Annotated in this window: 14 protein-coding genes; 9 read left to right on the forward strand and 5 right to left on the reverse strand. The window is 61.7% G+C overall.

Annotation, left to right across the window (positions count from 1 at the left end; genetic code table 11):
• Positions 1-200: 200 nt before the first annotated feature.
• The 3 genes from R3X27_RS13735 (at position 201) to R3X27_RS13745 (ending at position 5,369) form a co-directional block, all read left to right on the forward strand.
• On the forward strand, positions 201-1,289 hold the full coding sequence (locus R3X27_RS13735) for a GTP-binding protein (protein ID WP_317709436.1): 1,089 nt from the start codon (positions 201-203) through the stop codon (positions 1,287-1,289).
• A complete protein-coding gene (locus R3X27_RS13740) occupies positions 1,286-2,494 on the forward strand; it encodes a GTP-binding protein (RefSeq protein ID WP_317709437.1) in 1,209 nt (402 codons plus the stop codon). The genes R3X27_RS13735 and R3X27_RS13740 overlap by 4 nt, the downstream gene beginning before the upstream one ends.
• 631 nt (positions 2,495-3,125) lie before the next feature.
• Positions 3,126-5,369, forward strand: a complete 2,244-nt coding sequence (locus R3X27_RS13745) for a Hint domain-containing protein (protein ID WP_317709438.1) — start codon at positions 3,126-3,128, stop codon at positions 5,367-5,369.
• Positions 5,370-6,206: 837 nt separating this feature from the next.
• On the opposite strand, the gene R3X27_RS13750 is transcribed toward R3X27_RS13745, so the two are convergent.
• The 4 genes from R3X27_RS13750 to R3X27_RS13765 all read right to left on the reverse strand — a co-directional run bounded on the left by R3X27_RS13750 (position 6,207) and on the right by R3X27_RS13765 (position 10,168).
• Positions 6,207-6,731 (reverse strand): hypothetical protein, encoded by a 525-nt coding sequence (locus R3X27_RS13750; RefSeq protein ID WP_317709439.1) that lies wholly within the window; start codon positions 6,729-6,731, stop codon positions 6,207-6,209.
• Positions 6,732-6,918: 187 nt separating this feature from the next.
• On the reverse strand, positions 6,919-7,374 hold the full coding sequence (locus R3X27_RS13755) for a hypothetical protein (protein WP_317709440.1): 456 nt from the start codon (positions 7,372-7,374) through the stop codon (positions 6,919-6,921).
• A 414-nt stretch (positions 7,375-7,788) separates the two neighbouring features.
• Complete coding sequence (locus R3X27_RS13760) at positions 7,789-9,408, reverse strand: GMC family oxidoreductase (protein ID WP_317709441.1); 1,620 nt, start codon at positions 9,406-9,408, stop codon at positions 7,789-7,791.
• The gene (locus tag R3X27_RS13765) at positions 9,395-10,168 is read right to left on the reverse strand and encodes an FCD domain-containing protein (RefSeq protein WP_317709442.1); all 774 of its coding nucleotides are present in this window, start codon (positions 10,166-10,168) and stop codon (positions 9,395-9,397) included. Before R3X27_RS13765 ends, R3X27_RS13760 begins: the two co-directional genes overlap by 14 nt.
• Before the next feature lie 426 nt (positions 10,169-10,594).
• Here R3X27_RS13765 and R3X27_RS13770 point away from each other — a divergent pair, with 426 nt between their 5' ends.
• The 6 genes from R3X27_RS13770 to R3X27_RS13795 are packed head-to-tail and all read left to right on the forward strand — an operon-like array spanning position 10,595 to position 17,714.
• On the forward strand, positions 10,595-11,569 hold the full coding sequence (locus tag R3X27_RS13770) for an ABC transporter substrate-binding protein (RefSeq protein ID WP_317709443.1): 975 nt from the start codon (positions 10,595-10,597) through the stop codon (positions 11,567-11,569).
• 59 nt (positions 11,570-11,628) lie between these two features.
• The gene (locus R3X27_RS13775) at positions 11,629-13,155 is read left to right on the forward strand and encodes a sugar ABC transporter ATP-binding protein (RefSeq protein ID WP_317709444.1); all 1,527 of its coding nucleotides are present in this window, start codon (positions 11,629-11,631) and stop codon (positions 13,153-13,155) included.
• A gap of 41 nt (positions 13,156-13,196) precedes the next feature.
• Positions 13,197-14,153, forward strand: a complete 957-nt coding sequence (locus R3X27_RS13780; protein ID WP_317709445.1) for an ABC transporter permease — start codon at positions 13,197-13,199, stop codon at positions 14,151-14,153.
• A gap of 6 nt (positions 14,154-14,159) precedes the next feature.
• The gene (locus R3X27_RS13785; RefSeq protein WP_317709446.1) at positions 14,160-15,155 is read left to right on the forward strand and encodes an ABC transporter permease; all 996 of its coding nucleotides are present in this window, start codon (positions 14,160-14,162) and stop codon (positions 15,153-15,155) included.
• Between the two features lies 1 nt (position 15,156).
• Positions 15,157-16,254 carry a mandelate racemase/muconate lactonizing enzyme family protein gene (locus R3X27_RS13790; protein WP_317709447.1) on the forward strand — a complete coding sequence of 366 codons (1,098 nt, stop codon included), beginning with the start codon at positions 15,157-15,159 and terminating at the stop codon, positions 16,252-16,254.
• Positions 16,255-16,268: 14 nt separating this feature from the next.
• On the forward strand, positions 16,269-17,714 hold the full coding sequence (locus R3X27_RS13795; protein WP_317709448.1) for an aldehyde dehydrogenase family protein: 1,446 nt from the start codon (positions 16,269-16,271) through the stop codon (positions 17,712-17,714).
• Positions 17,715-17,951: 237 nt separating this feature from the next.
• Here the strand turns inward: R3X27_RS13795 and R3X27_RS13800 are convergent, their stop codons facing one another.
• A complete protein-coding gene (locus R3X27_RS13800) occupies positions 17,952-18,839 on the reverse strand; it encodes a hypothetical protein (protein ID WP_317709449.1) in 888 nt (295 codons plus the stop codon).
• Between the last annotated feature and the right edge of the window lie 541 nt (positions 18,840-19,380).

The following is a 19,380-nucleotide window of genomic DNA, read 5'->3' on the forward strand; positions in this document are numbered from 1 at the left end:
GCAAGATCTGCGGTTCGCCCCGATCCGCCGGCGGCTACTCAAGATCCACCTCGACGCGCCGCAAGCCATGTGCGCCCACGAGTTGCCGGGCCAACCGAAAACGTCCGGGCGATTTGGATGACCCGGCCCCAACGGCGCGTGTTCGCTCGCCCATCCGGCGGCATAGCCGTGCTGCACCCATTCCTCATGGAGACCCGAATATGAACGCCCCCCGCCTCCCGGTCACGCTGCTGACCGGCTTTCTCGGCGCTGGCAAGACAACGCTGCTCAACGCATTGCTCGGGAATGCCTCGGGCGGCCGCATCGCAGTCATCGTCAACGAGTTCGGCGAAGCCGGGCTGGATCATGACCTGATCAGCGCGGTCACCGAGGAGATCGTGCTGATGCAGTCGGGTTGCCTGTGCTGCTCGATCCGTGGCGATCTGGCCCAGACCATAGCCGAACTGCTGGAGAGGCGGGAGGCCGGCGCGCTGTCTTTCGAACGCGTAGTGATCGAGACCACCGGCCTCGCCGATCCCGCGCCGATCCTGCAGACATTGCTGGTCGATCCCTACCTCGCAAGGGCAACCCGCATGGACGGCGTGGTGACGCTCGCTGATGCGGCCAACGGAGCGGCCACGCTTGACGCCCAGTTCGAGGCCGTCTCCCAGATTGCGATGGCGGACATGATCGTTCTGAGCAAGACGGATCTCGTCGTGCCCGGCCGGCTCAGGGATCTGAAAGCGCGTCTGCGGGGGATCAACCCGACCGCGCAGATCGTGGATGCGGTGCGTGGCGCGGGGGGTGCGGAGCGGATCTGGGGGCTGAGCGGGCTGCGCAAGGGCGCGGCCTCATCGGATGTGCTGACCTGGACGACCGGTCCGGAAGCCAGCATTGATCCGCTGTCGAACCTGTCCGGGATATCCGAGCCGCCCCCCGCGCAGTCCGGTTTCTCGCCGCATGACAGCCGGATCGGCAACGCCTCCGTCATTCTGGACGAGCCCATCCCCGATATCGCCTTCGACAAATGGCTCGACACTTTGATCGGGCTGCGCGGCGCAGACATCCTGCGGGTGAAGGGGATCGTCTTTCTCGAGGGCTTGGAGACGCCCTTTGCCTTCCACGGCGTCCAGCATGTTTTCGACCCGCCGGTGCCGCTGCACGACTGGCCCGACGGCGACCGCCGTTCGCGCATCGTCGTCATCGCCCGCGACATCTCCCGCCCCTCTCTCCAGCGCAGCCTCGACATGCTGCGCGCCTGTCTTCCCATCAAGCTCGCCGAGCGCTCCCACCGAGGATCCACTCCATGAAAGACCACAGCAACGATACCCGCCTTCCTGTCACCGTCCTCTCCGGCTTCCTTGGAGCCGGCAAGACGACGCTGCTCAACCGGGTGCTGAACAATCGCGACAGCCGCCGCGTTGCGGTCATCGTCAATGACATGTCCGAGGTGAATATCGACGCCGACCTCGTCCGTCAGGGCACCGAACTGTCGCGCTCCGAGGAGACGATGGTGGAGATGTCAAATGGCTGCATCTGCTGCACACTGCGCGATGATCTGTTGAAGGAGGTGCGGCGGCTCTCCGAGGACGGACGGTTCGATTACCTGCTGATCGAGTCGACCGGCATCTCCGAGCCGCTGCCCGTCGCCGCCACATTCGATTTTCGCGACGCGGCGGGGGAGAGCCTGTCGGACGTCGCCCGGCTCGACACGATGGTGACCGTGGTCGATGCGGTGAACCTGCTGAAGGATTTCTCCAGTCATGACGCCATCGGCGACCGGGGCGAGTCTCTCGATCCGCAAGACGACCGCAGCCTCGTGGCTCTCCTCACCGACCAGATCGAATTTGCCGACCTGATCATCCTCAACAAGATCGCCGATGCCGGCCCCACCAAGACCGAGGCCGCCCGCGCCATCATCCGGAGCCTGAACGGCGATGCGCGGATCATCGAGACCGATTTCGCCGATGTACCGGCCGAGGCAATCCTCGACACCGGGCTCTTCGATTTCGACCGCGCGCAGGAGTACCCGATGTGGGCCAAGGAGCTCTATGGCTTCGCCAATCACGTGCCCGAGGACGAGGAATATGGCATCACCTCCTTCGTGTACCACGCCCGCGCCCCCTTCGATCCAACGCAGCTCCTCGCGGCACTGAACGGTCCGCTGCCCGGCGCGATCCGCGCCAAAGGGCATTTCTGGATCGCCACGCAACCCGATTGGGCGGCAGAGTTCAGCCTCGCCGGCGCGATCTCCTCGGTGACGCCGCTGGGGCGATGGTGGGCTTCGCTTCCCGAGGAACGCCTGCCCGCGCATCCGGAGGCGCAGGCCGAGATCGCCCGCAACTGGGCCGAGCCCTGGGGCGACCGGCGCCAGGAGATCGTATTCATCGGCGTCGGTCTGAACCGGGAGGCCATCAGCACGGCGCTGAATGACGCGCTGATCGACACAAGCGATCTCAGCGCGGACGCCTGGCGCAACCTCCCTGACCCATTTCCGAAATGGGGCGCGCAGTAGCGACACGCTGCAAGCTCGGAATTGACCGTCCAGAACGACTGTCGCGCCGCCCTCTCATCCGGATGCCGCGGCAGTCCAAACCCCTGACCTTCGGTCGCGCAGGTCACCTTGCGCGACGGGTTCGCGCGACCCGACTGTAGCTGTTGGCCAGGCACCTTCAGCCGGGATCCCGTCGCACTCATGTTCGTGCTTGCCCGCGTCCCCCGACGCCATCAACTGTCCAATTACCCAGGTATTTGTCCAAGGCAGTCTCACCAGATCGCCACCCTCTTCAGTGATCCCATGCCGCACGGCCTCCCGGTTTCGCAATCAGGCTCCCAAAGCGCGCGATCCAGGACAATTTGAGACGTGTTCTAAGCAAATCGTCTCCGCAGGTGCCCTTGAGATCAATCGTTCTTAATCATTCGCTTGATAGACGGAGGCGACAACCTGCGCCCGGGGCGTGCGTTTGAACTTGAAGCGACGGCCACCCATCGCTTCCTGCAACAGGCAAGTCGAGTTGGGTGGGTGGGTCTGGCGGATGACAGGACAACTTTTGCACAGGAGCGCGCCTCCCCGTCCGAGCGGAGTTTGATCTCCCCAATTGCGTTGGAACGGCGCATCCGAACAACAGAATTGACAGGTGGAACGCATGGTTGATGTTGTACTCGATTTTAACGATCTGGTTCAGGGAACGGTCGTCAACGAGCAGTACTCGCAATATGGCGTGACAATCTCCTCTTCGAGCGCGGCCAATCCGGCGATGATTTTCAACACTACCAACCCAACTGGAGGAGACGCTGACCTGGCTTCAGACACCGCCGGCATGGCACTGATCATTTCGGAAGATGGGGACAGTACCGATCCGGACGACAATGCCTCTGGCGGCACCCTGACCTTCGATTTCGAGTACTCGACCGCGGTCAGCGGACTGAACGTCCTTGATACTGAAGGTGGCGGAACCATCAACTGCTATGACGCTGGTGGAAACTTGGTAAAAACGGTCGAGATTACCGGTACCGTGGACGGCGGCGAGACTTGGGTCGATGTCGGCGCAGAGGATGTCCGTTCAATGGACATCTCCTTTAACCAGTCAGGCGCGATCGACGACATTACCCTGTCGGTCGAAACCCTGGTCGCGCCGGATGATCTGGTCTCCTCCAACCTCATCGCGAAGTGGGTCTTCGACGAGACATCTGCAGACGTCGCGGCGAGCGACGACGCCACGGAGTTCGACGGGGTGGCTCAGGACGGCACCTTTGTGAACGGTGCCACGCCCGTGGATGGCGGCCTCTACCTCGATGGGGTCGACGATTATGTTCTGGTCGAGCCGGACGATGCCTTCCAGCTTGGCGAAGGCTCGGTCCTGCTCGAATTCACACAGGAAGCCAGCGCCGACGGCGCGCTGCTCTCCCGCGACAGCGCGAATTTCGACGATGGTGGACATCTCTATCTCTACGTCACGGCCGAAGGATCCGTGGAGGTTCGCCACCAGATCGCAGGCAGCGACGCGACTTCTGACACCGATGGCGCCTCTTACTACTATTCCACGGCAGATGGTTTCTTCTCCGCCGGGGACGACGTCCGCGTCATCTATTCCTGGGATGAAGATGGCGTAACCGGCAATTTCACTGTCCAGAACCGGACAACAGGCGAGGAATACTCCGAGGATATCTCCGATTGTCTGTCCCTCGACATGGGCGCGGACTACAATGAACCGATTACAATCGGTGCCAGCCAGATGTACTCGGGCGACAACGCCGCCAGCAACCTCTCGGATTACTTCAACGGCACCATCGATACCGTCCAGATCTACAGCGCAGCGGAAGAGACCAGTGACGGAATTATCGAGGGAACGTCCGGCGATGATTGGATCGACGCGTCCTATACCGGTGACCCGGATGGCGACATGGTCGATAACGGCGATGCTGTGCTCTCCGGCACTTCAGGCGATGACGATACGATCATTGCCGGTGCGGGGGACGATACGATTTTTGGCGGCGCGGGCGATGACACTCTGACGGGTGGCGACGGTGCCGATACTTTTGTCGTTCTCGACGGAGACGAACATGCGACGATCACCGATTTCACGGTAACCGGAGAGGAGGCCGACCGACTTGATCTCTCCGAGTTGACCAACGCTGAAGGCAACCCGGTGACAATCGACGACGTCACCACAGGCACCGATGGCGATGGGAACGCAGTTCTCAGTTTCCCGAACGGGGAATCTCTGACCCTTGAGGGAGTCCCGACGAAGTCGCTGACCACCCAAGTCCTGCAATCGATGGGAATCCCCTGTTTCACTCTGGGGACGTTGATCGCAACGCCGCACGGCGAGGTGCCGATCGAGACCCTGCGCCCCGGCGATCTGGTCCAGACCCTGGACAACGGCCTGCAACCCATCCTCTGGATAGGACGACGTACACTCGGCCAGACAGAGTTGGCACAATGGCCGAACCTTCTACCGATCCGGATCCGCGCCGGCGCGCTCGGCAACCGGCGCGACATGCTTGTTTCGCCACAGCACGGTATGATCACGACAGCGGAAACAGACGCACCCCAGCTGGCGCGCGCGATACACCTCGCCCGCAATGGCGGTCGCGGATTTCGCATTGCCCGAGGTGTCCGAAGCGTCACGTACCTCCACCTGATGTTCGAGCGTCACCAGATCCTGATTGCAGAGGGTGCAGCAACGGAGAGCTTTTACCCCGGCCCGTCAGGGCTCGCGGCGCTCGGGAAGGAACACCGCGTCGAGGTCGCGACGCTGTTCCCTGATATGAACGGTGCTCTCCCACTCGAACGCTCTTATGGCACCACCGCGCGGCCATTCCTCCACCGCGGTGACATTTCCAGCAGGACGGCGGAATTGTTCCGACCTGCCCGCGCCTTTGGCTGACGATCGTTGCCGGAGCCTGGATCGGGAGAACGGCGTTCACGACAAGACACCGCCTGTGCTGAGTGATGTCCCCTTGGCGGAGGATATTGTGGCGGTGACCAACCCTCGTCATTTCTCCGTTGCGAAAGGGACCCCCAACAGGAGCCGCGACAGGTCCGTCACCACTGCGATATGACTTTCGCCCCGACCGGTTCCAATTCGCCTTGGAGAAAGCTGAATGAATGCACCAAATACCGCGGCATCTGCAGCGAACGGCGGCAAGATCGGCATTCCCGGGGCTCGTATCGTCAGCAGCCCCTTGCAACAAGGACTCGTCACCGCCCTTCACCGTTTTCGCCTACGACGACGGGTCGGGTATGGATGGTCCGGATTGTCAAAGCTGCAGAGACGAGCGACATCACTTCAAGCCGGAACGCCTCCACGCGGTCTCATCCGACGGTGCCCGCCATATCGAGCCGGTGCGAAGGAGCCCCTAAACAGCTTCCACGAACAGTCGAGCATCACGTCCTGTCTGATCGGGACCTGTAGGTTTTCCAAGGCACGAAGGATCAACGATTGACCGCCGAACCTTGCTCGGGACGCGACAAGCCGAGGCTGCTCTCCGCGGTTTTCTGCACGAACCCGCCCTTACCGAACGACGAGTCGGTCAGGCGGTAGCGCAGCTTCATACACGCGGGGGGCGATGCCTATCTGGTCCGATCCGACCATAGTTTGGCACCCGGAAAAGGAAGCGCTCACGCTCTGGGCAGCTCCGTGCAAGCGCGCCAACTCAACGGCGGCGCCCTAAGTCCTGACGCTCCAGCTCCGGAAGCGTCAGGGTCGTTCAGTGACGTGCTATCAGCCGTTCAGTTCCATGTTGCACTTCCGTGCCGCTTCAATCGCCTTGAGCGTGCCTTCCAGGCTGACGGTGAAGGCATAGGAATCCTCGGGGAAGACGATCATGTCGTATTTCTTCATGACATCTTCCACGAAATTCGGATTGTTCGTCAGGAAATACCCGCCAACATACCCATCCGCGAGGTTCTTGGTCTTGCCCTGGGCTTCAGCACTATAGAGATTGCCATCCAGTGACAGGACGATCGGCTTCTTCCTGTTCTTGACCTCGGCATTCTGCGTGAACACGCCCAGATAGCCAAACTCGTGGTCCTTGGTCAGACCCATCTGCACGACATTGTTGTTTTCGTCCTGACGCTCGATGAGGCAAGCATTGCGGCCTTCATCCACCATGATGTTCCACCCGGATTCCTCGCCCCAGGCGCGAAAGGTGGAGTCTGAGGAAGGCAGCACGTCGGATGCGCTGGCCGCCTGGCTTGTCGCCAATGCTGTGATCACCGCCGCCGCAAGATATCTGGTCTTCATCATCTTCATTCTCCCTGTTTTGCTTATTCGGCCGGCTATGGCCGTTTGGGTCGTGTCGGTGCGGCGATTCTCCCGCTCCAGCACCGAGCCTAACTCAACCATTGAGTGTATTCCAGATTGTTGAAATGTCGTCGCGATCCTGTCGATGCATCGCCGCGACGTCCGACATACGGTGCCAAGAACCCTCGCGTCACAGGCGTTCCAGCGCGACGTCGGGATCGCGATCAAGCGTATGTCGTGGCACGCATTTCTGCCCCGAAACGAATTCCAGGCCCGTCCAGTGCGTCGCCAGAACGGCATCTCCACTATTGTTGGTGTAGACGCCATTCGCTTCGAAATTCCATTCGCCGAAGACACGCACCATGATGCTGGTGGCCGAACCGTTGGGGGAAGTGCGCATGTTGCCGTGGTCGCATCTCCTCGGTGATCCGGTTTCGACCACCGAGATCGTACCTGTCCCGGGCGCCGAAATCCGATCCGCGGTCATCTGGAGACAGTGAGGATCGGCCTCGCCATCGCCCTTCGTCTGGAGCGTCTCACAGATCGGTTCGCAGCGGATGCGCTTCTCCGGCATCAATGTCGGCGTCGTCGCCATTGTCTCGAATTCACCCCCGGGTAAAACCTGCCGCGTGGCCTCGATCGGCAAGGTCTGGACCACCCCGCTCAACGTGAAGGTGAAGGTGAAGAAACGGAGCGGAACACGAAGCCCGGATCGACACACTCAAAGCGCAGGACGAGCAGGTCTTGGAAACGATCCGCTAGCACAGGGAGAACAGCGACGGTTTTGTGCGAGACGGGAGTTGTCCGAAAATCGTCGATGCCATGGGTCTGTCGGACTCTGCTATCGAGGTCCTCGACTTCACGCGCTCCCGGGACGACCCGCCCTTTCTGAAGGCCAGCGGCCGCCGTGTCCCGGCGATCCGGCCAGTGGGTTTCCCGATCCCGATGCGGCGCCATAACGGGGCGCATGTCGCGGTGCCCCTAAACTGGTTCATCGACCCGCGTGAAGACGGCGTTTCGCGTGTTTGCAGGAACGGAGCGCCGTCTCCGAGCGACGGGGTCAGAGATTTCCGAGCATCATGTCCGCGCAGCGATCCGCGATCATCATCACCGGCGCCTGCGTGTTGCCGGCCGTGATATAGGGCGTCGCCGACATATCGCAAACCCGGAGCCCGTCGATCCCGCGCACCCGCAGGCGCGGGTCGAGCACCGCCATCGGGTCGTCATCATGCCCCATCTTCGCGGAACAACAGGGGTGGTAGCCGGTCTTGGCGAAACGGCGGCAATGCTCGACAATCGCCGCGTCCGATTTCAGCGTCTCTGCGCTCGGCAGCACCACTTCCTTGATCTTCGACCTCATCGGCTCCTGGCGCAGGACATCAACGAAGAATTTCTGCCCCTCGACCATCATCGCCATGTCCTCTTCATGGCTCAGCATGTTCGGGTTCACCAGCGGCATGTCCTTGGGGTTCTTCGAGGCAAGCCGCAGCCAACCCTTCGATTTCGGCTGGATCACCGAGGTCGCCACGGTCACGCCGGGCTGGTCCTTCACCAGATCCTGCGCGTCCTTGTCGATATAGACCATGTTGACACAGAAGGTCTGGATCGTCGGAGGGGCATCGCGGTCGATCGGGTTGACGAAGGCGCCGCATTCGACACCGGTGGAGCAGACGCGCCCAGTGCCGAAGAGCATGAACTGGAGGCCGTTCCGGATCATCCGCCAGCCTTCGCCCTGCTTGTAATACCCGTGGCGTCCGTTGAAATACGCGGTGATCGGAACTTCCGCGTGGTCGATCAGGTTCTCGCCCACGCCGGGCAGATCATGCAGGACATCCACTCCCACTTCGCGCAGGTGATCGGCCGGGCCGATTCCGGACAGCATGAGGATCTTCGGTGTCACCAGCGCGCCGGCTGCGACAACGACCTCGCCTTCAGCGCGAACCTCGTGCATGTCTCCGCGCTTGTCCGCATAGATCACACCGACGGCGCGGGTGCCGTCGAGCACCACCTTCTGCACCTCTGATTGCAGCCGGACCACGAGGTTCGGATTGTTCTTGAGCGGCTCGACATGGGAATAGGCGGCCGAGGAGCGCTTCCCGTTCCGGTTCATGAACTGGTAGAACCCCGCGCCGCGCTGGCTCTCGCCACAGAAATCGGTGTTGAAAGGCTCGCCCATGGCCTGCACGGCTTGCACGAACCAGCGCGATGCCGGCTCGACATACCCCGGATCCGAGACTTTCAGCGGGCCGCCGACGCCGTGATACCGGTTGAGCAGGCGATTATTGTCCTCCATGCCGGTGAAAGCCGGCAGGCAAGCCTCGAAATCCCAGGGAACATAGTCCTGCGATCCCTTCAGCAGGGAATCCCAATAGTCGTAATCCGTGGGGCGGCCGCGCATATAGACCTGCCCGTTCACCGTCGATCCACCGCCGAGAACGTTGCCCTGCGGGATGAATGGCTGCCGGCCGCCGAACTGGTCCTGCGGGACGGTCTGGTGGTGGATCATGTATTTGGAGCCGTTGATCAGCTTGAAGATGCCCGGGGGCATGTCGAGCAGCGGGTGGTGATGGGAGTAGCCCGCCTCCAGGATCAGGACGCGGTGTCCGGCCTCGACAAGACGGGCTGCGACCACGCAACCAGACGCGCCACCACCGATGACGATGTGATCAAAGCTTTCCATCCGTTTTCTCCTCCTGCGCGGCCCGCCATTTCGGACCGAACGTTTCCCGCACATGCTCCCATGCAGTGGTCAGGTGGGTGACCAATGCCTCCTCCGCGGCGTCGGGGTCGCGTTCGAGAATCGCGGTGTAAATCGCCAGGTGACTGGCATAGTTGATTTCGTTGCGCTCCGGCGAGCGCTCCATCTGGCTCCAATGTGGCGCGAGCCAGTCCGTGTAGGCGATGTGCAGTGTCGCGAAGATCGGATTGCGCGGGATGCGGTAGAGCACCCCGTGAAAGGCCACGTCGGTCCGAAAGAAATCCTCCGAATCCTTCCGGGCGGCGGCGTTGACCGCGAGTGCTTCCTTGAGGGCGGCGATGTCCCCGCGATCGGCCGCAAGCGCCGCGTCGCGCACCAGGCCGCGCTCGACGAAGACGCGGCTCTGGAAAAGTGATTCAACGCCCCCCTGTTGCTTCAACATGAGCTGCACGATGGATCCCACCGAATTGAGCGCGGTGTCGTAACCGGGTTTGCGCACGATCGGCCGGTAGCGCGGGCGTGCCTCGACAAGACCGCGACTGGCCAATGTTGCCACCGCTTCCCGGATCACTGTGCGACTTGCGGAGAATTGCGCCATGAGGTCGCGTTCGGATGGCAGGGGGGTGTTGTTGGGCAGCCGCCCCGAGAGGATTTGCTGCTGGATCTGCTCGATGATCGGGTCAGAGCTGCGCCCGCCCGAGGGATGGGCTTCGGCGAGTTGAGAGTGATGCGATTGGCCCACCAATTCTATCCTTTGGTCCGACAATACGACTGAAGACTAGAAGCCAAAAGATATAAAATCAATAAAAACAGGCTATGCATGTTGAATATTTCATACTTGGTCGGAAAAAACTTGACGTATACGCTTTCATCCGACTAGCTTTGGAACAGTTTGGTAGTACCACGTTGTCACCCTGCAGATCTTGCTTCCATGTCTAAAAGAGGCTGGAACCCAGCGCGGCCAAGGCCGCAATCGGACAGGACGACGATCGGTGACAGTGCTGTCCCGACGTGAACCCGAGGAGGCGCGCGTCCGGACAACGGGTGCGGAGAATCATGGGGGCTCTTCGGAACGCCTTGTGAAACTGGACGGTTTCGGATGCCGGAGCCGTTCGCAGATGCGGCAGGGGGAGGATCCAGTGTCGCAAAAATCAGTGGAGGAACTTCGATGAAACGCAGAATTCTTATGGGGACGGCAATCGCCTTCGGTTTGGGACTGACCACCATGTCGGCCATGGCGGAACCGCCCCCCCTTGAGCAGAAAGAGCGCTACAAGGTTGGCTTCAGCCAGATGGAATCAAACAACCCCTGGCGGATCGCCGAGACCAAGTCGTTCCATGACACCGCCGAGTCCTGCAACTGGGATCTGATCGCCACGGACGCCGCTGGCTCCGCCGCCAAGCAGGTCGCCGATGTCGATTCCATGATCGCGCAGGGCATCGACATTCTCTTCCTGCCGCCGCGCGAAGAGAAGCCGCTCATCCCCGCCGTCATGAAGGCCAAGGCCGCCGGCATCCCGACCTTCCTCGTCGACCGCTCGGTTGACCCGGCCGTCGCCAAGGCAGGCGAACATTATGTTTCCTTCCTCGGCTCGGACTTCATCGAGCAGGGCAAGCGTGTCGCCGAATGGACCATCGAGAACTTCAAGGGTGAAAAGGGCATCATCGTCGAGCTTGAAGGCACCACCGGGTCCTCGCCCGCCAATGACCGCAAGTCCGGCTTCGACGACAATATCGTCAAGGATCCGCGCTTCGAGATCGTCGCCTCGCAGACCGGCGATTTCGCCCGCGACATGGGCCGTCAGGTCATGGAAACGCTGCTGCAGGCGCATCCGGACGTGAACATCGTCTATGCGCATAATGACGAGATGGCGATTGGTGCGATCCAGGCGCTGGAACTGGCCGGGCGCAAGCCGGGTGAAGACGTTCTCATCGTGTCCATCGACGGCACGCGCGACGCGCTGCAGGCAATCATCGACGGCAAGATGGGCGTGACCGTAGAGTCCTCGCCGTTCTTCGGTCCGCTGGCATGCGAGATCATGGGCAAATATGCCGCTGGCGAAAGCATCCCGCCCTGGGTCAAGGTTGAAGACCGCATCTTCACCATCGACAACGCGGCCGAGCTGATCGACGGCGCCTACTGAGTTCCTCCCTGCCGAGGGCTGCCTCCGGGCGGCCCTCGTGCGTTTTTCGCGAAAGGCCCATGATGCAACCGCTCCTGAAAATGCAGGGCATCAACAAGTCCTTCGCGGGTGTCGCTGCCCTTACATCCGCAGAACTTGAGATCGCCCCCGGCGAAGTTCACGCCGTCATCGGCCAGAACGGCGCCGGAAAATCCACTCTCATCAAGATCCTGACCGGCGTCTATCGCAAGGATTCCGGCGATATCACCTTCGAGGAGAAGCCCTGGAACGCGCTCTCCCCCCGCGAGGCACAGGATAACGGGATCGCCACGATCTACCAGGAGCTGAGCCTCGTGCCGCTCCGTTCCGTTACCGAAAATGTCATCATGGGCTACGAGCCGCGAACGAAGCTCGGCCTGATCGACTGGAAAGCCGCGCATAAGCGGACCCGCGAGATCCTCGCGGATTTCGGCATTCATATCGACGTGACGCTGCCGCTCGGCAGCTTTTCCACCGCTATCCAGCAGCTCACGGCCATTGCGCGGGCGGTTTCGCTGAACTCGCGGCTGGTGATCATGGACGAGCCGACCTCATCGCTCGATGACCGCGAGGTCGAGACCCTGTTCGGCGTTGTGCGCGGCCTGAAGGCCCGCGGCGTCTCCGTCATCTATATCTCTCACTTCCTGGACGAGCTGTTCCATATCTGCGACCGCGCCACGATCATGCGCGACGGCCAGACCGTGGCGGTGCGGGAGATCGCCAGCACCACCAAGCTGGGTCTGATCGCCGACATGCTCGGCCGCGATCCCGAAGAGATCACCGCCGCCGGCATGACCGAACTCGGCGGTGGCGCGCGCGAACGCGGCGAGGTGTTGCTGGAAGCCACGAACCTTCACACCGACCGCATGCTGCGCGATGTCTCTGTCTCTGTGCACAAGGGCGAGATTGTCGGGCTGGGCGGGCTTCTCGGCTCGGGCCGGACGGAAGCCGCCCGCGCCATCTTCGCCATGGACCGGTTGCGTGGCGGCTCGGTGAAGAGTGCCGCGAAAGGCAGCGGCTTCTCCGATCCTGCCGAAGCCATCCGCGCCGGGATCGGGTTCCTGACCGAAGACCGCAAGGCGGAAGGTATCGTGCCGGAGATGTCCGTGCGCGAGAACATGACTCTGGCGCTGCTGCCGCGGCTGGTGAAGGGCGGGACCATCGACCGGGCGAAGGAGGAGGAGATCGTCAACCACTTCGTCAAGGCGCTCGGCATCAAACTGGCCCATATCGAACAACCGATCCGGGAGCTCTCGGGCGGCAATCAACAAAAGGTTCTGCTGGCGCGCTGGCTGGCGCTGGAGCCGGACCTGCTGATCCTCGACGAGCCGACACGCGGCGTCGATGTCGGCGCCAAGTTCGAAATCCAGTCGATCATCCAGGAATATGTCGAGAAGGGGGTCGGCGTGCTGCTGATCTCCTCGGAATTCGAGGAACTCGTGGAAGGCGCAGACCGGATCGTTGTGCTCCAGGACGGCAAATCCGTCTCCGAGCTGCAAAATCCGGGCATCACCGAAGAGAGCCTGATCGGCGCCATCGCGCAGTCCCATGAGGGGGCCGCAGCATGACCGACATCACCCAACCCCCTCCGGGCAAAAGGAGCCCCGCCATGCCTGGCTTCGACGCCAAGATGCTGACCAAGCATGGGGGCCTCATCGCATTGGCGGTGCTGCTCCTGATCAATATCGCCATCACGCCGAATTTCCTGCAATTGCAGACGCTCTTCGTGAACATTTCCCAGGTCGCGACCATCGCCATCGTCGCCGTCGGCATGACACTGGTCATCGCCACGGCCGGGATCGACCTCTCGGTCGGCGCGGTCATGGCCGTGGCTGGCGCGCTGGCGCCGCTCATCTTCCTGAGCGAGTTCGCGCAAGCCTATCCAACGCTGGGGCTTGCCGCCTCGATCATCATCCCGATCCTCGTCGCGCTGCTCTGCGGGCTCTTCAACGGGATGCTCGTGGCCTATCTCGGCGTGCAGCCGATCATCGCCACGCTGATCTTCTTCATTTCCGGGCGCGGCATCGCGCAGGTACTCACAAACGGCAACCTGCAGACCTTTTCTCATCCCGGTTTCTCTTATCTCGGCACCGGCAAGATCCTCGGCCTGCCCTTTCAGGGTTGGCTCGTGCTCGTCATCGCCATCGTCTTCTTCTACATCGTCAACCGCACGATGTTCGGCCGCCGCATCCTCGCGGTGGGCGGCAACGAGAAAGCCGCGAAGCTGACCGGAACCCCGGTACGCCGGGTGAAGACTGGCGTCTACGTGATCTCGGCGGGGCTTTCCGGCATTGCCGGACTCATCGTCGTTGCGATCAACTCCGCCTCCGACGCCGCCCGCATCGGCAACCTGATGGAGCTGGACGCCATCGCCAGCGCCGTCGTCGGCGGCACGCTGCTGATGGGCGGCAAGGCACCGATCTTCGGCGCGGTGCTCGGCGCGGTTATCATCCAGCTCGTCAAATACACGCTTCTCGCCAATGGCGTCGCCGACGAGGTCGCGCTGATCGCCAAGGCCGGGATCATCGTGCTGGCTGTATATGTGCAGCAAGGCCGGAAGGAGTAACCCCAGATGCTCGACCAGAACACATTCGACCTGCGCCGCTATATCCAGGGCAATGGTCAATCCATGGGCGTTTGGCTTGCGCTGATCGTCATGATCGCCTTCGGCGCGCTGCGCTACGACAATTTCGCCGGCGCTTACAACATCTCCTCCTTCCTCAACTACAACTCGATGTTCATCGCCATCGCGCTCGGCATGTGCTTCGTCATCATGACCGGCGGGATCGACCTCTCGGTTGGCTCCGTGGTGGCCTTCACCAGCGTTTGCACCGCCTATCTGTCGCCCTATGGCATCCAGGTGGCACTCCCGGGCGGCATTCTCGCTGGCATGGCCATCGGCAGCATCAACGCCTTCTTCGTCATCGCCATGCGCATCCCCCCCTTCATCGCCACGCTGGCGACGATGCTCGGGGCCAAGGGCGGCGCATTGGTGATCTCGGGACGGCAGACCATCTCGGTCGACTGGGGCTCGAACTTCACCAAGTTCGGCATGAACAATGTCGGTGGCCTCCTGCCCTGGTCTATCATCGTCGTGGCGATCCTCGCCGTGGCGCTCTGGATCGTGCTGGAGAAGACCTCCATCGGCCGCACGGTTGAAGCCATCGGCGGCGGCGAGGACGCAACCCGGATGATGGGCCTGCCCGTCAACCGCGCCAAGGCCTTCGTCTACATCCTGTCGGGTGGCTGCGCGGGGCTTGCCGGCGTCATCCTTGCCTCCGGCTTCGGTGCGGGACAGCCGCTTGAAGGCGTCGGTTGGGAGCTTTCCGCCATTGCCTCTGTCGTCGTTGGCGGCACGCTGCTGACGGGGGGCCTCGGCTCCGTGCCGGCGACAGTCGCGGGTGCGCTGCTTCTGGGCCTTGTCTTCAACATGCTCAACTTCGAAAACGGACGGGGTGTCATCTCCATCTCCGCCTATTGGCAGATGGTTATTCGCGGCCTGTTCCTCTTCGTCGTGATCCTCCTGCAATCTCGCGTCTCGCGCGTCAGCGCCAAGCAGGAGGCTTGAAATGGCTAAGATAACCTCCCTCCGGGCACAGCGTTTCGCTGTGCCACTGGACGAAGTGTTGACCGATGCCAAGCACGGCGACCATTCCCATTTCGAACTGATCACCGTCACCATCGGCATGGAAGACGGCTCCGAAGGCACCGGCTACACCTATACTGGCGGCAAAGGCGGTTGGTCGATCCTCGCCATGATCGAGCATGACCTGAAGCCCTTCCTGCTCGGCAAGGATGGCGCCGAGATCGAGGCGCTCTACGAGGCGATGCAATGGCATGTCCATTACGTCGCGCGCGGCGGCATCGCCTCCTTCGCCATCTCGGCGGTCGATATCGCGCTCTGGGACGCGCGGTGCAAACGGGCGGACAAGCCGCTCTGGCAGATGGCCGGCGGCGCCTCGAACCGCTGCAACTGCTATTTCGGCGGCATTGACCTGAACTTCCCGCTGCCGAAGCTGCTGGACTCGATCCGGGGTTATCTCGCGAAGGGTGCGAACGGGGTGAAGATCAAGATTGGTCAGCCCCGGCTCGCCGATGACGTGGAACGGATTGCGGCCGTCCGGGAGCTGATCGGGCCAGAGAGGCGTTTCATGGTCGACGCAAACTACTCGATGAGCGTCGAGCAGGCCATCGAGGCAGCGCATGCGTTCAAACCCTATGATCTTCTCTGGTTCGAGGAGCCGACCATTCCCGACGATTACAAGGGCTTTGCCCGGATCGCCGAGCAAACCGGCATGCCGCTGGCCATGGGCGAGAACCTGCACACGATCCACGAGTTCGAATATGCCTTCGACCAGGCCCGCCTCTCCTTCGTGCAGCCAGACGCCTCCAATTGTGGCGGCATCACCGGCTGGCTGCAGGTGGCGGAGCTGTCGCGCAAACATGGCGTGCCCGTCTGTTCGCATGGCATGCAGGAACTACATATTTCGCTGGTCTCGGCACAGCCCAATGCGGGCTGGGTCGAGCTGCATTCTTTCCCGATCGACCGCTACACAACGCGCCCTGTCGTGCTGGAGGACAGCCTTGCCGTTGCCCCCGACACGCCCGGTATCGGCGTCGTCTTCGATTGGGACAAACTGACCGCCGCCGAAGATCTGGCGGCTTGAAGGAATCTGGTCACATGGACATCAGAAACAACGTGAACTTCATCAACGGGTCCTTTGTCGAAGCGCCAGAGGGCGAGGCGATCAAGATCCTGAACCCGGCCACGGGGCACGTGATCGGTCAGATTCCGGCCTCCCCCGTCAGCGAAGCGGAGAGGGCCCTCCTTGCGGCCAAGGCTGCGCAAAAGGATTGGGCCGCAACGCCCGCGCGCGCGCGTCAGGCCATTCTGCGCAGGTTCGCGCAGGGAATCCGGGATCATCTCGAAGACCTGTCCCGGTTGGTCACACTGGAACAGGGCAAGGTTCTGGACCTGGCCCGGATTGATGTTGGCGCCGCCGCGAGCTTCATCGACTATGCCTGTGACAATGCCCTGACACTCGAAGGCGACATCCTCCCCTCGGACAACAGGGACGAGAAGATCTATATCCACAAGGTGCCGCGCGGCGTGGTTGTCGCCATCACCGCGTGGAACTTTCCCGTCGCCCTGGCCGGCCGCAAGATCGGGCCTGCGCTGATCACCGGCAATACGATGGTGCTCAAGCCGACACAGGAAACGCCGCTTGCAACGACCCTGCTGGGCGAGATCGCCAATGCCGCCGGCATCCCGCCCGGGGTTCTGAACATCATCAACGGCAAGGGATCGGTGATCGGCAACTACCTGTGCGAGAGCCCGCATACCGCGATGATCACGATGACGGGTTCGACTTTTGCCGGCAAGCAGATCTACCAGTCCGCCGGCAAACACATGATCCCGGTCATGCTGGAGCTTGGCGGCAAAGCGCCGTTTATCGTCATGGATGACGCCGACCTTGAGAAGGCCGCCGATATCCTTGTCGGCGCGCGTTTTACCAATTGCGGCCAGGTCTGCACCTGTGCGGAGCGCGTGTATCTGCACGAAGCGATCGCCGAGGAGTTCATGGCGCTGTTCCTGCCCCGGGTCGAAGCGCTCAGGATCGGCGACCCGCTCGATCCGGACACGACGCTGAGCCCCAAGGTCAATGCCAGCGAGATCGAGAATATCGACTCCATCGTTCAGGAAAGCCTGAAACAAGGGGGCGAACTCGTCACGGGGGGCAAGCGCGCCACGGTCGAGGGGTTCGAGGGCGGCTTCTGGTATGAACCGACCATCCTGAAGACCACGCATGACAATGTCGCGATCAAGGAGGAAACCTTCGGTCCGGTCCTGCCCATCGTGACCTTCCGGACCCTGGACGAAGCGATCGGGTATGCCTCGGACAGCATTTACGGGTTGGCGGCGTATTTCTATTCCCGTGACCACGCGAATATCCAGAAATTCATCAACGAGATGGAAGCCGGAGAACTCTACGTCAACCGCGCGATGGGAGAGCAGCATCAAGGCTTTCACAACGGGTGGAAACAGTCCGGAATGGGCGGCGAGGACGGTAAGTTCGGCCTCGAGCAATATCTGGAGAAGAAAACTGTCTACCTCTATGAAAAGTGACCGCTCCGAGGCGATCCGTCGCCAGCGTGATCGTCTTCGCGAACAATGCGCCCGACCGATGGTCGGGCGACATTTCTCATGCATGTGTCAGCGTCGCGGGTCCTAAGCACCCCACCTTCAGATCTACGCGCGTATCATCCGGCAGGGATGACGCCTAAGGCCTCCTCCCCTGGCTGGATCCAAAGGGATCTCAGCTCGGGTGACTGCCGGGCTCTGGCTGCTTCTGCGGAACCTTTTCTACCTTCTGGTCCTGTCCGCCTTTGCGGTCGCGGTCTCGGCCTTCTGGTCCGGCCCGCCCTTGCGGTCGCGGTCGGCCTTCTGGTCCTGTCCGCCCTTGCGGTCACGGTCGGCCTTCTGGTCCTGTCCGCCCTTGCGGTCACGGTCGACCTTCTGGTCCTGTCCGCCCTTGCGGTCACGGTCGGCCTTCTGGCCTTTTCCGCCCTTGCGATCACGGTCGGACTTCTGGCCTTTTCCGCCCTTGCGATCACGGTCGGCCTTCTGGTCCTGTCCGCCCTTGCGGTCACGGTCGGACTTTTGATCCTTTCCGCCTTTGCGGTCGCGGTCGCCCTTCTGGCCCTTTCCGCCTTTTTGGTCACGGTCCGACTTGCGATCGCGCTCGCCGCGCTTTTTCTTGCTGTGCTTCTTCTTGGGATCGTCATTCGGCTCGTCGACGACATCCACTGGAGTCGGATCGTCTTCCGGGACCGCCTCCTGGGTCGTCGTCGGCGCCTCTTGAGGCGTTGACTGCACCTCCGCTACGACGGTCTCGGTTTGCGTTTGCCCCCCGCGGGAGCGAACACGCTCGTCCGAACCGCCCCGATCCAGCCCAAGGGTGGGAATTGTTGCGGTCGGAAGGTCACCAAGCACCGAGCCAAGCCCTGGGCAGGACGCTTCGTAGCCGGTCAGCAGGACGAGGAAATCGTCGCGTTTCTGGATATAGGAGAGGGCCCCGCGCGTAATGCCCGTGCAGCCACACAATACATCCGGTGTTCCAGCCGCAATGCTGCTCCTCGCAAATTCAACTGTGCATTTGTCCAGCGCCCCCTGGGCTGTTGCATTTCCGGCCACGCCGACCCCGAAAACGGCGACCATTGCTGCAGTATAAAAAATTCGATGGTTTTTCATTGTTTTTACCCCTTCAGGCCATGCGACCCCATGCAAAAAAAATTTCTCAAACAGTTAGGCCGCCAATTGGGCTGAGCGATCAGATCAGACCAAAATGTGTTTCGCAAAAAGCAAAAACGACCAAATATCGGCCACGCAGAGCGCCGCCGAGTTTCTTGAACACCCTCCTTCTGGGCGATAATTTGGAAAACCGCTTTCGGCCCCCTGCCGAAAACACCCTTAAATTATACATCAAAATCAAATGAAAATCAATGTTTCGGGCTGAATGGTCAGGAACCTCTCCTGCCTTTCATAGAAAATCCGTCGATGTTTCCTTTTTTCGCAACCACGACGACGTGGGTCTCTGACCTCGGAGAACAGAGGGAGGATCTCTGACAGGTTTCCCTGCCCTCCGGTTTGTCCGGTTTGACTGATGCCCCGGGCCATGTGCGCGAACGTGACCGCAAAAGCGGGCCAGGCAGTATGGAGCGGCCAGGTGGACGCTTGGAAACGGCTCGCGAGCTTCGCATCATCCAGGGGCGACCGATGGTGATCTCGCAGA

Origin of the sequence: Tropicimonas sp. TH_r6 (genome assembly GCF_033101155.1) — a bacterium.
Classification (GTDB): Bacteria; Pseudomonadota; Alphaproteobacteria; order Rhodobacterales; family Rhodobacteraceae; genus Tropicimonas.

Bases quoted from the DNA above. Each gene is read 5' to 3' on its own strand.
- R3X27_RS13800 (WP_317709449.1), bottom strand. From the start codon at position 18,839: ATGAAAAACCATCGAATTTTTTATACTGCAGCAATGGTCGCCGTTTTC.
- R3X27_RS13775 (WP_317709444.1), top strand. From the start codon at position 11,629: ATGATGCAACCGCTCCTGAAAATGCAGGGCATCAACAAGTCCTTCGCG.
- R3X27_RS13770 (WP_317709443.1), top strand. From the start codon at position 10,595: ATGAAACGCAGAATTCTTATGGGGACGGCAATCGCCTTCGGTTTGGGA.
- R3X27_RS13785 (WP_317709446.1), top strand. From the start codon at position 14,160: ATGCTCGACCAGAACACATTCGACCTGCGCCGCTATATCCAGGGCAAT.
- R3X27_RS13740 (WP_317709437.1), top strand. From the start codon at position 1,286: ATGAAAGACCACAGCAACGATACCCGCCTTCCTGTCACCGTCCTCTCC.
- R3X27_RS13735 (WP_317709436.1), top strand. From the start codon at position 201: ATGAACGCCCCCCGCCTCCCGGTCACGCTGCTGACCGGCTTTCTCGGC.
- R3X27_RS13750 (WP_317709439.1), bottom strand. From the start codon at position 6,731: ATGATGAAGACCAGATATCTTGCGGCGGCGGTGATCACAGCATTGGCG.
- R3X27_RS13795 (WP_317709448.1), top strand. From the start codon at position 16,269: ATGGACATCAGAAACAACGTGAACTTCATCAACGGGTCCTTTGTCGAA.
- R3X27_RS13745 (WP_317709438.1), top strand. From the start codon at position 3,126: ATGGTTGATGTTGTACTCGATTTTAACGATCTGGTTCAGGGAACGGTC.
- R3X27_RS13780 (WP_317709445.1), top strand. From the start codon at position 13,197: ATGCCTGGCTTCGACGCCAAGATGCTGACCAAGCATGGGGGCCTCATC.
- R3X27_RS13790 (WP_317709447.1), top strand. From the start codon at position 15,157: ATGGCTAAGATAACCTCCCTCCGGGCACAGCGTTTCGCTGTGCCACTG.
- R3X27_RS13760 (WP_317709441.1), bottom strand. From the start codon at position 9,408: ATGGAAAGCTTTGATCACATCGTCATCGGTGGTGGCGCGTCTGGTTGC.